This window comes from Nocardioides renjunii (assembly GCF_034661175.1).
Taxonomy (GTDB): Bacteria; Actinomycetota; Actinomycetes; order Propionibacteriales; family Nocardioidaceae; genus Nocardioides; species Nocardioides renjunii.
The window spans coordinates 418,700-431,950 of record NZ_CP141058.1 but is presented as its reverse complement, the minus strand read 5'-3'; the positions used below and the strand labels follow the sequence as shown (position 1 = coordinate 431,950).

Genomic DNA, 13,251 nt, shown 5'->3' with positions numbered 1-13,251 from the left:
GATTTGACTTCAGGAGCTGGACGGGATGGACCCCTTCGAGTTGCGACAGAGCCTCCGCGGTGGAGCCGACACGGTCGAGACAGTCCAAGAGGCTCTTCGACTACCCGTCGGGCACCTGGCCGGCGTAAACGCGGACGCCGTCGCCGCGTTGGCGGCCCTCCACGTCGCCACGGTTCACGAACTAGCGACGAGCAGGGTCTTCGGCGCCGCAGAACTCCTGTGTGAGTGGGGACCACACGCCTCCGTCCTGCAGGCCGCAGGTGGACTCACACCTCCGCGTGACCTCCTCGATCAAAAGCACTGGAACGGTAGCGACCCCCTCCCGTCCCGTCCGTTCAGCTGCCTGCGAACTGTCACCCACCGCCAGGCGACCGAGCTAGGTGCGGCGACCGGTATCGAAAGCCTTTCGGACGCTGTCCGATGGCCGCCCTTCCGTGCTGCGCGGCGCATGCTGACCAGCGCCACAAACGGTCTAGACGAGGACCAGGACCCTGCCGCCAAGTTGGTGCCTCGAATGGGTCGCTACGCCACCGAGAGGGCTTCTTACCAGGTCCTTGTCCTCGACCACTACGTGACTCCTGTGCCACAGCGGAGTACCCACGACCATCAGGTAGAACTGTCCCCGGTCGGACCGCTTCAGCCCGACTCCTTGGACCAGGACCGCGGTTTCACCCTTCCTGCGATCGGCGCGCTCCTGGAGTTCGAGCAGCAGTGGTTCGCCGAGTCCGTGACGCTGGGGAGCCTTCTGCATTCAACCGCGCTCGCCCCCGGCGAGACGACGAGAATCGCGATGGTCGACTGGTCACGGAAGTCCTTGGCGAGAACCGATGACGACACGGACCAGCGCGAAGAACTGTCGAACGACGTCACCAGAACCCGTGCGCTATCGGAGGTCGTTGATGCAGTCCTCGAGGAGACAGCAACGGGGTTTTCCTCCGCCTCCGGCTTCGGTGCCGGCATGCAGCTCGGTACCGGAGGCGGCCTCGCGGCCTCCGGTGAGTCGATGGGCTACCCCATCGCTGGTGCCGCCGGCTCCTCCGAGGGATTCAGCGTGGGGGGTTCATCGGGGACGTCCTTCGCCTCAATCGAGGGAAAGCGCAATGTGTCCGCCGAGATGACGCAGAACATCCTGGACGCGACCCATCACGCTGCCACCAGCGTCCGCAACCGGCGGGCGACGGCAGTCCGGGAGGTCTCCCAGGAAGAAGCTGAGCGCATCAGCACCCGGGCCGTGACGAACTACAACCATATGCACGCTTTATCGGTCCACTACTACGAAACCGTCCAGGTCTACCGAGTGGTCGTCGCCCTAAAGGACGCAACGCGCCTGCTGTACGTTCCGTTGGCCCCCTTCGACTTCCGAAACTCCACGGCTGCGCTGCGGTACAGGGACGAGATAGGCGCCGCTGCGCTGAACGACCGGATCAGGCTTGCAGCGCAACTAGACCCCGACGCTCTCGCACTGTCTTCCACCGTGCGCGCCGAGCCATGGAAACTAGAACAGGGAGGCAGCCCCGCGCGCATTGAAATCGTCGATGCAGCGCGAGTCCTGATCAGTTCAGACGCTGTGTTCTGGGCATCCACGTTGGGCACGGAGAACGCGCAGCGTGCCGAGGAGTTCGAATCCCTCACGCTGACCTTTTCAGATCAGCCACCGGTCACCGTCTCCTTGCCGCCGCCGTTCTTCGGGGCACGACACCTATTCTGGGACCTGGAACACGTGAGATCGATGCGTCGCGACGGTTGCACAATTGCGCTGAACCGCAAGCCGGGGTTCGAGGACAATGCTTACGACGACGTCACGTTCGCGATCAGCGGCTGGTGGGATGATCCACACCTCGGGACGCACCCCTACCGCCCACGCGACATCACGAATTTGCCGGACGCAGAGGCAAGGAACGCGCGCATCCTGTCGCTCAAGTGTTCGTTGCCCCCAGGAACCTCCAACGACATCTTGACGCTCGTGCCCGCGCTCGGCGAACGCAGCTATGTCGACCACCTGGAGCGACACGCACTCCACTACAGCCAGGCCATCTGGCGGAGCAGGTCCACCGCCCAGTTCTTCGACCTTCTCTCACAACACCAGCTCAATGGCCGGCCAGCGGCCTACTCCGTAGACCCGCGACCGGTGGCCTTCACCGACAACTACGCCGTCTTCGCGATGCCTGCTGTCCCCGACGACGACGAGTGGACGCAGCTGCTGCAGTCCCGCGGTCTGGCGGTCGGGGAGGCACGAGAGGACCTCGTACCCCTGCCCAGCGGCGGTGTCTTCGCCGAAGCGGTGCTCGGCACCGCCAATTCCGCGGAAAAGATCGACCTGACCCGATTCTGGAACTGGCAGGACTCGCCCATACCGATCACTGCACCCGACATTGCCGCGATCCAGACCGGGTCCCGGGCCACGGATGAGTCGTTGACGACCGCTCCACTCGCGGACGCCATACTCCACCTTGTCGACTCCCCCGACGTGCCCGACCCGACGAGCATGGGCAAGGCGCTGGCGACATTAGGGATCGCGAACGCATTCGGTGACCTGTCGGGCTTGTCCGGCACCCAGCGCATGACGCAGGCCTACTTCGAGGGAGCCATGGCGGGGGCGGCGAACGCAGCAGCACAGGCAGGCGCGAACGCTTCCGAGGCCGCAGGGATCCTGAGGGCTGGACGTCCCGCCGCCCCTGGCGGGCCATCCGGCCTCACCAGCATCCAAAATCCAACGGTCCTGGGAGGTGCCCTGCCCATCGCTCAGGAAATGGACGAGCAGATCTCCGTTCCCGTGCCGATCCAGACAGGTAGGCCTCGCCGCACCTCCGGGGGCACGGCCGACGAAGTGCGGCCCGCCGACCCTTTCGAGAACACCAAGTCCGTGCTGTTCGGCGTCACCCGCGGATCACAGGGTCCGCCACCGACAGCAAGAGTCAACGTTCACGTCACCAGCGAACTCCGCCAAGAAGGCAGCACGCTTGCGCAGCCCCTTGACGGCACACTCCAGCTGAACTTCTCCTGGCTGCAGACGAGCGAACCGGTCTCGATGCCGCAGGACAGCACTCTCCTCTCAGTCCCCATCGCTAGGGGTGTAGGTCAGGCGCCGGCGCCTCTGCCTCTGGACACGTCCCTGATGGTCGTCCCGCACTTGGTCGTCAATCCGAGCGGGAAGAGTGTCGTTTCCCGTGCGAGGCTGGGCGTGCCGTGGCTCGACATCCCGAGCCTTGCGACCTGGATCGACCATCTCATCGCACCTGACACTGCATCGGTCACCCTGGGGTCCCACGTGTCGGTTCCGACTGGGCGGCCACACTTGAACTTGCTGCTGACCGGCACCTTGGTGCCCCGCCCCGGCGACGCCCTCACGCACGAGTTCAAGTTTTCCAATGACATGAAGCTCGGCGCGAACGGGTCGATCACTCTGTCCTCAGGCGGCAAGGAGTCTGCCACCGACGCTGTCATAGCTATGCTCATGGCCGCAGGCAAGAAAGTCGCAGGAGGCGCCGCCGCAGTCCTTTCGCTGTTCGATTTCAAGTTCGAGCTGATCGGCAGCGCCGGTAGCGGGACCTCGTCGGCAACGAGGGGGAAGCTCACGGTCACCCCCACGACACTGCACAACCTCACCCTGACGAGCGAGCCTTGAGCCGGGTGTCGTCGAGCCAACCAATGGCGAAACTGTCGTGCGTTTTTCGAACTACAGAGGTGGTGACCGGTGAAAGGGACTGACGCATTAATCGGTGTCAGCCGAACGTAGCCCAATCCGCCGCGTACCGTCCGGGGCGCGACATTGCGCCGCTGTTGACGCGCGGGCCGACTTCCCCACGCGGGTCGGTTGGCGTGGTGGTGCTGGAGACCGTCGGGTGGCTGGCTCGACCCGGCTGCTGCCGCAGGTAGGCGCGAGGTGGAGTTCGAGGGGGGCCTAGCGTGTGGTGCCGGGCCGGACGTGGGTGTCAGGCTGAATCTGTCAGCGTGCGGAGCATCTCGGCGCTGTGGATGAAGTAGGCGCCGCCGTGGCCGGTCCCGGGCCGGATGGTCAGCTGCGCGTGCGGGAGTTGCTCCTTCCACCAGCGGCCGTGCTCGATGGGCAGCAGGTCGTCGTCGGCGCCGTACCAGAGGTAGGTCGGCTGGCGGATGGTCGTCAGGTGGTTGTCCCAGTCCCGGCCGACCGCGACGTTGTCGTGGGCCATGCCGTCGTAGGTCGTGAGCGCCTCACGGACGTCGCGGGCGAACCGCTTGCGCCATGGAGGCGGGAACGCGTCCCAGTCGACGTCTCGTTTCCCGTCCGGCGACACCATCGCGTCGAACGCGACCATCAGCTCCTCATTGGACTCCTTGGCCAGCATGTCGTCGGATGCGCCCGCCATCAGCTCGCGGTATGCCGCAGCGGCCTCGTCTGTGCGGCCTTGGTCGTCGAGGGCGAGGATGTCGAGCTCTGCGGCGAGGTCGGGGGCGTCGGCGTCGAGGACGCGCCAAGGACCTATCCCGACACGGAAGCCGAAAGCGGTGACCCGCTCGGGGTCGGCAGCCGCCGTCGCGGCCGCGAACGGGCCGCCGAACGAGATGCCGAGGACGGCGAACGTGTCCACGCCAAGGGCGGCGGCGACTTCGAGGGCGTCGCGGCTACAAGACGCGAGACTGGGTTCCGACCATGAGGACCGGCCGAACCTGGGCCGGCTGAACGCGAGCACCCCGGCCTCGCAAGCGCCGTCCTCCAAGTGGGCGGCCACCATCCGGCATTGCGGCATTCCGTGCTGGAGGAGGACGGCGGCCCGTCCGGGTCGCCGCCGACGTAGGTGTCGACGCGGCGGCCGTCGCTCAAGGACACGTGACCGAGGTCCATCCGAGCAGCGTAACCCTCTAGGGAGCGCAGGTTGGACCCTAACCGGGGGTGACCGGGGTCCACTGGTAGCCGTCGTGGGAGATGGCGATCGTTCGCATCCCAGTGCGCGCGACGATGACACCGCCGGATGTGTAGATCCCCACCGACCAGAAGGCGCCGAACAAGGCTGGCGCACCAGCCAGGAGCTCGGGCGTGGTGCTCCCCCGGGGGAAGCGCCAGATCGTGCCGGGTCGCGTGCAGAGCGACTTCTGGCAGTAAGTGTCGGGTCCCGTGACCTGGGCGAACAGCAGTGCGCCATCCGCGGCATACGCGACGCCGCCGAAGAACGGTCGGTCCCACGGCAGCGGGACCTGACGGAACCGCTTCTCATCTTCGGTCTGCCATAGCGCGTTCACGTACGACGGTGCGTCCTCCAACGAGGTCGTCGATACGGTTGCCTGCAGGTGCCCGGGCCCGACGGCGATGCCCGAAATGTTGCCGTTGAAGTCGGGGCCGCCGGCTGACCTGCCCGCTGGGAGGTCAGCCATGGTGGTGGACCAGGTATGGCCGCGGTCGGTGCTGGACTCGAAACGCCATTGCTGTCCGCGCCGCTCGAACCCTTGGACGCTCAAGATGGCGCCCCTGCGGCCAGGTACGTGCTGCCACACGTCACCGAACCGTGTGCCTTCGACCGGGTAGACCTCCGCGCCGCTGACGTCGGCTGCCCACAGCCGCCGCGTGTCGACCCTGCCCAGGTCGAACAGGATGCTGTCCCAACGGTCGAGGTCGAGGAACACGTCCCCCCGGCCGCGTTCCTGCGGGTTCAAGACCCGCAGGGGCTTGGTCCTGCCGTTCGGGTACAGGACGAACCCCGGGTAGTTCCTGCGGGGGAACTGGCGTCGAGCCTTGACGGCCACCGCTCCATCGCCGAGTGGGGTGTAGGACACGAGGTCAGCGAGGGTGCTGCTGACGTGGAGCCGTGAGGCGTGCGCCCAGTTGTCGTTCGTGGTGGCGATGACCGTGCCCGAGTAGCCTCCGCGCTGGTCGGTGAAACCGGCCACGGCGTCGGTGGGCGAGGTGTACTCCACGTCGTCCAGCTCGAACTGTGGGCCGATGCGGTCGAGGAGCTGCGCCTTGTCCAAGAACCCGTTGAGCTTCGCTCGTCTCGCATGAGAGACGGGCCCTTTTGTGGCCGGCGACGCTGCCTCGACAAATGGGGTCTCAGCGGATGGCGCCTGGGTGGATTGGCTCCCGCTCTCGGGGTCCTGAGAGCCCGGTTCACTGCGCGGTCGGCGCTCGTCGCTGTTGCACCCCGCGACCAAGGTGGCCAGAGCCACCACGACGACGTAGGACCTGACCCCTCGCATGCCCCTCCCGACTGCCCGGGGTGGGTGTCCACCCCTCCTCAGAGTGCCCACGCGTAGAACGTCCGAGAAGGGCCAGTGCGCGTCGAGAACGGCGTGAGGAACCTGTGTCCGCCTCCGCATCATCGTCCCGTCACCTGCCCCGGCCTGCCGGTGTTGTCGGACGGTGTGGCTCGCCGGACGTGCAACTGGGGCGGCTTGCCGGAGGTCGCCCATGCGAAGGCGGCGTGCCCGCAGTCGCCGATGGCGGCGTCGAACCGCGTGGGCTGATGGGTCGTCGGTGTGACGCGCTGCGGCTTGGTCCAGTCGCGTCCGGCCGCTGCGAACCGCGCCCACAGGCGCAGGTCGTCGCCACCCGTCTTGGTGCCCCATGCGGCGAGCGCGTCGCCGCGCCCGTTCGCCGTCACGTGCGGGTCAAGACCCCACCGACGGGTGTCGTCAACGTCGGCTGCGATGTTGAACGACTGGCGCCAGGTGCCGTCCGCGCGACTCCACCGACCCCGCAGGCTGCCGCGGTCCCAGCCCCCGATGAGCGCGCGCCCGCGCTCGTCGACGCTGACGCCGTGCAGTCCGAGGGAGTGAGGTTGGCGGACGGGTGCCTGCCAGGTGCCGTCGGCGGTCATCCGCGACGTGTGCACGCGGCCGAGGGGCGTGCCGTCATCAGTCGGTCCGTGGCTGACCACGGCCACCCCGTCTGCGTTCAACGCCATGCCAAACAGCTCGGTGTCCGGGCCGCTGAGCTGTTTGCTGGGTGTCCACCGGCCGTCGCGTGAGCGTCGGATCGCGTAGACGCCCGGAGGATTCTCGTAGGGGCGGTCGTAGGCGAGGACGATGCGGCCTGCGTCGTCGATGTCGACGTCGAAGTCGTACGCGCGAGCTGCGGGTATGCGCTGTGGGCCGCTCCACGGCGCATCGGAGGCGGTCCGGTAGATGGCTCGGTAGCGCGTGTTCTGGGACCACACAAGGACCGCCGCGCCTGAGGCGTTGACGGCCACGTCGACCCGTCCGGTGATCTCCTTGTCCTGCGCCGTCACCGGGGCGGTCGACCAGCTACCCCCGGCGGGCCGGTCGGCGACGACCAGGTCGTGGAACTGCCTGAACGTGTTCGAGTTGAACCGCACTGGCTCCCGGATGACCATCGTCTGGGTTCTGCTGCCGTCGACTGCCAGGTGGTCGTCGCCCGGCTCCAGCCACGTCTCGTCACGGCCGCCTGATGGGTCCATGGGGTCGTCGGCGGCGGGCGGGTCGTCCGCGGTGCGCGCCAAGTGGCCCGCACCCTGGTAGGCGACCGTCGCTGTCCCGTCCTGGGTGACGATGATGTCCGTCGGTGTCAGGTAGTCCGCGGAACTGATCCGACCCGCGACCGTCGTCGGCTTCTCGAGCGTCCACGCACCGGGCAGACCTGTGGGGCACGGAGCGGATGGCTGGGGAGCGCTGGACGGCGCGACGCCCTGAGTGGACGTCGAGGCGTACAGGTCGACTGGCTCCAACGGCTCGGCCACACCTGTGTCGGCGCCGGAACTGGCCGACGCGGTCGAAGCTGTCCGAGCTGGCGGCTCGCTCGACCTGCAGGCCCCCAGCGCGGCAACGAGTCCAGCCAGAGACAGGGCGAGCGCGGCGAGACGGGTTCGACCGTTCATCGCGCGTCCCAGCACGTCGCTCTGTTGTGACGCGGCCTCGTGTTCATGGGTCGAGTGTGCGCTTCCCGCGCTGTCTGTGCCCGGGGCTGCAGTCCCGCCTGGACCGGGAACTTCACGTCGGGTCGACCGGCTTGCGCCCGCAGTCGTGTCTGCTACGGCGGCTGCCCGGGCGTGGTCCAGTGTGCCGGGGCCATGGAGACGAGGTCTATCTGCTTGAACTTGGGCCTCACGCAGGCGATGGCGACGTCGCGGCTCGGTCCGATGGCAACGCGGAAGGCGCGTTGCCGGCCGGTGGCTCCGGCGGTCACTTCGATTGGTTCGATCCACGGCTGTCCGGCGGGCTTGTGACGGGCCCACAGTTGGGGGTGCCGTCGGTGATGCGGTGAACGACGACGGCGTCGCCGCGGCCGTTGGCGCGACGTCGCCGGAGTCCTCGTCGGAGTCGAACGGATCGCTGGCGCGGTCGGTGAGGACGCACGGCTCGTGCCACCGTCCGTCGGGGTCGCTCCGCCGGATGGAGAGGCGTCGCTGGTGCCAGTACATGTAGGCGGCACGCCCGGCGCCGTCGATTGCCACGACGGGACAGACGCCGAGGGTGTCCGGCTGTCGGGCGGCGGGACCCCAGGTTCCGGTCGGGGACATCGAGCACCCGGCTTCGCTGTCAGAGTTGCCCGCCATGCTCGGGCGCATGGCCGAACACGACGCGAGCGGAGCACAGGTTCACGCCGTTAGCGAGCAGCGCGACGTGAGGGACGCCGCTCAGACGCCGCCGAGCGTGCAGGTTCAATCGGATCTACCACAATGGGTGCGTCAATCCGCCTCCCCCATCCCTCGCAATCCGCGCCGAGCTCGACCTCACTGCGGATGGCGCATGGCCGGCGACTGGAGTGGATCCAGTTCGCCGAGCTCCCACGAGGCCAGCGCTGGCAACGTCCGCGCGGTCGGCGAGTCGGGCTCGACGGTGTAGACCACCAGGCGCTGCTCAGGATCGTGCGGTGAGGTGAGCGCCTCGATGCCGAAGCGGAGGGGGCCGACCGCGGGGTGCGCGATGCGCTTGTCGACGGACGTGCGGTCGGTGACGCCGTGGTCGTCCCACCACCGGGCGACGTCCGGGTCCGCGGCGCGCAGCTCGTCGACCAGGGCCGCGAGGAGGCCGTCCGACGGGTGACGGCCCTTCTCGTACCGCAGCGCGCCGACCGCGGCCGCCGCGTAGTCGGTCCAGTTCTCGATCCGCAGCCGGGACCGGTGGTCGAGGAAGAGCCAGCGCATGAACACCGCTCCCGGCACGATCTCGGGGCCGAGGACAGCGCGCACGAGTGCGTTGCACGCGAGGATCTCGGAGCGACGTCCCAGGAGGAGCACGGGGACGCGGTCCATGGCGGTCATCACGCGCAGCAGACCGGGATCGGGGCGCTGCGCCACCTCCCACACGTTGCCCGGTCGGTTCATCGGCGCGGCCAGGTCTCGCAGGTGGGCACGCTCGACCGCGTCGAGCTGCAGCGCCCGACTGAGCGCACGGACGACGTCGTCGGACACGGTGTGCTGGCGACCCTGCTCGAGACGGCTGTAGTGATCGGTGCTGAGGCCGGCCAGGTGCGCCAGCTCCTCCTTGCGCAGGCCCGGGACCCGCCGCGGGCCGGGGAACGCCGTGATGCCGGCCTGCGAGGGGCTCAGTCGGTCGCGACGCGAGCGCAGGAACGCCCCCAGCGCGGATCGATCGGTAGGCACATCGCGAGCCTACGGACCCACCGCGCTCCGGACGTGGTCATGCCGTGCCCCGGCACCGCTCGCACTGGTGCGGCACCGGCCGGGCGGGTGGACTGCTCGCATGACCCACCCCACCTCCCTCTCCGGCCGGACCGCTGTCGTCACCGGCTCCACCAGCGGCATCGGCGCCGCCATCGCCCATCAGCTCGCGGCTCGCGGGGCTCGCGTCGTGGTCACCGGCCGCGACGCCCGACGCGGCGCCGAGGTGGTGACCGGAATCGAGGGCAGCGGCGCCTCCGCTGCCTTCGTCGCCGGTGACCTCACTGCCCCGCCCGCCGCGCTGCGCGAGCTCGCCGCCCAGTGGGTCGCGGCCCTCGACGGTCGCGTCGACATCCTCATCCACAACGCCGCGGTCTGTCCCGCGGTCGACACCGTCACCCTGACTGACGCCGACCTCGAGGCGACCCTGGCCGTCAACGTCCGCGCGCCCCAGGTGCTCACGGCGGCGCTCGCTCCTGCGATGGCAGAGCGCGGTACGGGCGCGATCGTCGTCATCGGGTCCTGGATGGCCTCGGTGGGACACCCCTTCGTCGGCTTCTACTCCGCCACCAAGGCCGCCGAGGCGCAACTGGCCCGGAGCTGGGCAGCAGAGTTCGGCCCGCGCGGCGTGCGGGTCAACACCGTCGCGCCCGGTGCCACCCGGACACCCATCAACGCCGACAGCGGCGACGTGATCGCCCAGATGACCGCCCAGACCCCCGCCGGCCGACCGGGCACCCCGGACGAGATCGCCCACGCCGTCGCGTGGCTCGTGTCCGACGAGGCGGCCTACATCCACGGCGCCGTCATCCCCGTGGACGGCGGGATCACCGCCACGCGTTAGCAGGCGGCGGCGGGGCGGCGAGCACTTCCGCGATCGACCCACACGCCGGGCGGACCCACGCGAGAATGCGCACCACGTGCTCGTCCGTGGCGTCGGGCACCCCTGACCGCCACCGCCCCACGCCCCCCACCCGACCGGAGGACCCGACCATGCCTGCAGACGACCGCGGCGGACGCCGGCAAGGCACCCTGGTCGACTGGAAGGACGACCGGGGCTTCGGCTTCATCTCACCGGCAGCCGGGGGATCCCGGGTGTTCGTGCACGTGAGTGCGTTCCCCGGTGGTCGACGACCCGCCGACGGCAGCGAGGTGACCTACGTCGAGGTGCGCGACGAGAGCGACAGGGCGCGCGCCGCCGAGGTGCGATACCGAGGCGCCGCACCAACCCGCCTGTCCGTCACCGGGACTGCTGGGGCGGTCACCGTCGCGACGCTGTTCTTCCTGCTGCTGCTCGGTCTCGCCGCGCTGGACGAGCTGCCGCTCCTGGTGCTGGCGGCGTACGGCCTGCTCAGCGCAGTCGCATTCCTGGTGTACGCCGCCGACAAGTCCGCGGCCCGGCAGGGCAGGTGGCGCACGGCCGAGTCCACGCTCCACCTGGTGGGACTGGTGGGCGGCTGGCCGGGAGCGCTGGTCGCCCGACGGGTCCTGCGCCACAAGACGGTCAAGCAGCCGTTCCGGAGGATCTTCTGGGTGACGGTCGTCGCCAACTGCGCGGCGCTCGCCTGGTTCGTCGCCGGTGGGTCAGACACCCTGCTCTGACAGGGCGTCCGCGACGATCGGGTCAGCCCTCAGGCCCGGCCGACCGCGCCGTGGTCCGACATCGCGGCGTCGATCAGGGTCCGAGCCGCTGCCCGGGCGACGCCGGCCGCGTCCGGCACCCCGGAGATCGCGGCGGTGGTCTGGGCGCCTTCGGCGAGGATGGCCAGCTGGGGACCGAGGGCTGCCGGTGCTCCTGCGTCGGCGACGAGGCGGTCGACGTACGCCTGGAAGGACCGCTTGTGCTCGCGGACCGCGTCGGCGATGCGGGGGCTGGCCCCGCCGAGCTCGCCAAAGGCGTTGATGAAGCCGCACCCGCGGAAGTCGCTGTCGCCGAACCAGTCGGCCAGGTGGTCGTACATCGCGAGGAGGCGCTCGCGCGGGTCGTCGATGCGCTCGACGGCTCCCTCGACGCCGGTGGTCCACATCTGGTGCCGGCGTCCGAGCACGGCGAGCACCAGGTCCTCCTTGGAGGGGAACTCCTTGTAGATGGCCTTGAGCGAGACCCCGGAGCCGTCCCGCACGGCGTCCATGCCGACGCTGGTGATGCCCCGGCCGTAGAACAGCCGGTCCGCCGCGTCGACGACCCGCTCGCGCACGCTGTCTCCCGCCATGACCATGACTCTACCCGGCCGGAGAACGCGTGTTCTCCAGCCGGGCGTCGTCGAGGCGTCAGCCCTGGACGAACTTCAGCAGCGACTCGTTGACCTCCGCCGCGTGCGTCCACAGCAGGCCGTGCGGGGCGCCCTCGATCTCGACGTACTCCGCGGCGGGCACGAGCTCCCGGAACCGGCGACCGGTGACGTCGACCGGCAGGATGTTGTCGGCGGTCCCGTGCAGGATCAGCGTGGGCAGGCCTGCGTCGCGCACCGCCTCGACGTCCGGACGGAAGTCCTCGAGCCAGGCCGGTACGACGGCGTACGCCGCGATCGGCGCGCTGCTGACGGCGGTGGCCCAGCTGCCGCGGACGACCTCCTCGCTGATCCGCGAGCCCAGGTTCTCGTCGAGGTTGTAGAAGTCCTTGAAGAACTGCGTGTACCACGCGTAGCGGTCGGTGCGGGCGGCCTCGACGATGCCGTCGAAGACGTCCTGCGGGACGGCGCCCTCGTTGTCGTCACGCTCGACCAGGAAGGGCTCCAGCGAGGCGAGGAAGGCCAGCTTGGCGACGCGCTCGGTGCCGTACTGCCGCACGTAGCGGGCCAGCTCGCCGGTGCCCATGGAGAAGCCGACGAGGACCACGTCGCGCAGGTCGAGCTCCTCGAGGAGGGTGTTGAGGTCGGCGGCGAACGTGTCGTAGTCGTAGCCCACGCCGACCTTGGAGGAGCCGCCGAAGCCGCGGCGGTCGTAGGTGATGACGCGGTAGCCGGCATCGATCAGCTCGCGCGACTGCAGCTCCCAGCTGTCGCCGTTGAGCGGGTAGCCGTGGATCAGCACGACCGGCTGGCCGCTGCCGTGGTCCTCGTAGTGCAGCTCGATGTCGGTGGAGTTCTCGGTGCCGACGGTGATGGTGCCCATGCGTCTCGCCCTCTTCCTGGTTGCCTGGTGGAGAACGAACGTTCTCCGTTCCTCGACTGTAGAGAACGGTCGTTCCCCTTGTCAACGCCCATCGTGGCGGCTCGGGGCGTCCAGCGGTTGACGCGTGGGCGACGAGCCGACGACGAACCGCCGCCTCGTCGGCCGCCAAGGCCCCGGCTCTTGCGGGTGCCGGCGCGGCACGCTAGGGATGGCTATGGCTACTTCACGGTTGGTGCGCCCCCGTCAGGGCAGATGGATCGCCGGGGTCTGCGCCGGCCTCGCAGACAGGTTCGGGATCTCGCGGGGCCTGGTCCGCCTCGGGTTCGTGATCTTCGGCCTCGTGGGAGCGGGCGAGATCGCCTACCTCATCGGGTGGATCGTCATGCCCAAGGACACCTGACCCTGACGTCAGCCGCGCCCGGGCATGACGTGGGCGCAGGCGCAGTCGGTGCCGCACGGGAGGAACGTGTGGGCGTCATGTCCGCAGCGCGCGCAGGGCATGTCGTGCGACAGGTGCACGTCGTTGGTCTGCACGGTGTCCCACATGGCCTGGCCTTCCGTCGGCTGTCTCCTGGTGGTTGTTCGT

Annotated in this window: 11 protein-coding genes; 4 read left to right on the top strand and 7 right to left on the bottom strand. The window is 69.1% G+C overall.

Going from position 1 to position 13,251, the window contains the following annotated elements; genetic code table 11:
• The first annotated feature begins 25 nt into the window (after positions 1-25).
• A complete protein-coding gene (locus tag SHK17_RS01955; protein WP_322920897.1) occupies positions 26-3,625 on the top strand; it encodes a hypothetical protein in 3,600 nt (1,199 codons plus the stop codon).
• 307 nt (positions 3,626-3,932) lie between these two features.
• On the opposite strand, the gene SHK17_RS01950 is transcribed toward SHK17_RS01955, so the two are convergent.
• The 4 genes from SHK17_RS01950 to SHK17_RS01935 form a co-directional block, all read right to left on the bottom strand.
• Complete coding sequence (locus SHK17_RS01950; RefSeq protein WP_322920896.1) at positions 3,933-4,943, bottom strand: alpha/beta fold hydrolase; 1,011 nt, start codon at positions 4,941-4,943, stop codon at positions 3,933-3,935.
• A complete protein-coding gene (locus tag SHK17_RS01945; RefSeq protein ID WP_322425178.1) occupies positions 4,861-5,943 on the bottom strand; it encodes a hypothetical protein in 1,083 nt (360 codons plus the stop codon). The genes SHK17_RS01950 and SHK17_RS01945 overlap by 83 nt, the downstream gene beginning before the upstream one ends.
• 344 nt (positions 5,944-6,287) lie before the next feature.
• Positions 6,288-7,820, bottom strand: a complete 1,533-nt coding sequence (locus tag SHK17_RS01940) for a hypothetical protein (RefSeq protein WP_322920895.1) — start codon at positions 7,818-7,820, stop codon at positions 6,288-6,290.
• Between the two features lie 840 nt (positions 7,821-8,660).
• Positions 8,661-9,533 (bottom strand): helix-turn-helix transcriptional regulator, encoded by an 873-nt coding sequence (locus SHK17_RS01935; RefSeq protein WP_322920894.1) that lies wholly within the window; start codon positions 9,531-9,533, stop codon positions 8,661-8,663.
• A gap of 100 nt (positions 9,534-9,633) precedes the next feature.
• Between SHK17_RS01935 and SHK17_RS01930 the strand changes: the two genes are divergently transcribed.
• Together SHK17_RS01930 and SHK17_RS01925 are read left to right on the top strand one after the other, a co-directional pair.
• Positions 9,634-10,395, top strand: coding sequence for an SDR family NAD(P)-dependent oxidoreductase (locus SHK17_RS01930; protein WP_172269214.1), 762 nt, complete (start codon positions 9,634-9,636; stop codon positions 10,393-10,395).
• A 149-nt stretch (positions 10,396-10,544) separates the two neighbouring features.
• Positions 10,545-11,153, top strand: coding sequence for a cold shock and DUF1294 domain-containing protein (locus tag SHK17_RS01925; protein ID WP_322920893.1), 609 nt, complete (start codon positions 10,545-10,547; stop codon positions 11,151-11,153).
• A 29-nt stretch (positions 11,154-11,182) separates the two neighbouring features.
• Here SHK17_RS01925 and SHK17_RS01920 read toward each other — a convergent pair whose 3' ends face one another.
• Together SHK17_RS01920 and SHK17_RS01915 are read right to left on the bottom strand one after the other, a co-directional pair.
• A complete protein-coding gene (locus SHK17_RS01920) occupies positions 11,183-11,764 on the bottom strand; it encodes a TetR/AcrR family transcriptional regulator (protein ID WP_322920892.1) in 582 nt (193 codons plus the stop codon).
• Between the two features lie 58 nt (positions 11,765-11,822).
• On the bottom strand, positions 11,823-12,665 hold the full coding sequence (locus tag SHK17_RS01915; protein ID WP_322425184.1) for an alpha/beta fold hydrolase: 843 nt from the start codon (positions 12,663-12,665) through the stop codon (positions 11,823-11,825).
• Between the two features lie 208 nt (positions 12,666-12,873).
• On the opposite strand from SHK17_RS01915, the gene SHK17_RS01910 reads away from it, so the two are divergent.
• Entirely contained in the window at positions 12,874-13,065 is a 192-nt protein-coding gene (locus tag SHK17_RS01910; protein WP_322922001.1) for a PspC domain-containing protein, read from the top strand.
• Between the two features lie 8 nt (positions 13,066-13,073).
• On the opposite strand, the gene SHK17_RS01905 is transcribed toward SHK17_RS01910, so the two are convergent.
• Complete coding sequence (locus SHK17_RS01905; RefSeq protein ID WP_172269198.1) at positions 13,074-13,211, bottom strand: hypothetical protein; 138 nt, start codon at positions 13,209-13,211, stop codon at positions 13,074-13,076.
• Positions 13,212-13,251 lie beyond the last annotated feature (40 nt).

Bases quoted from the DNA above. Each gene is read 5' to 3' on its own strand.
- SHK17_RS01925 (WP_322920893.1), top strand. From the start codon at position 10,545: ATGCCTGCAGACGACCGCGGCGGACGCCGGCAAGGCACCCTGGTCGAC.
- SHK17_RS01905 (WP_172269198.1), bottom strand. From the start codon at position 13,211: ATGTGGGACACCGTGCAGACCAACGACGTGCACCTGTCGCACGACATG.
- SHK17_RS01920 (WP_322920892.1), bottom strand. From the start codon at position 11,764: ATGGCGGGAGACAGCGTGCGCGAGCGGGTCGTCGACGCGGCGGACCGG.
- SHK17_RS01930 (WP_172269214.1), top strand. From the start codon at position 9,634: ATGACCCACCCCACCTCCCTCTCCGGCCGGACCGCTGTCGTCACCGGC.
- SHK17_RS01955 (WP_322920897.1), top strand. From the start codon at position 26: ATGGACCCCTTCGAGTTGCGACAGAGCCTCCGCGGTGGAGCCGACACG.
- SHK17_RS01910 (WP_322922001.1), top strand. From the start codon at position 12,874: ATGGCTATGGCTACTTCACGGTTGGTGCGCCCCCGTCAGGGCAGATGG.
- SHK17_RS01915 (WP_322425184.1), bottom strand. From the start codon at position 12,665: ATGGGCACCATCACCGTCGGCACCGAGAACTCCACCGACATCGAGCTG.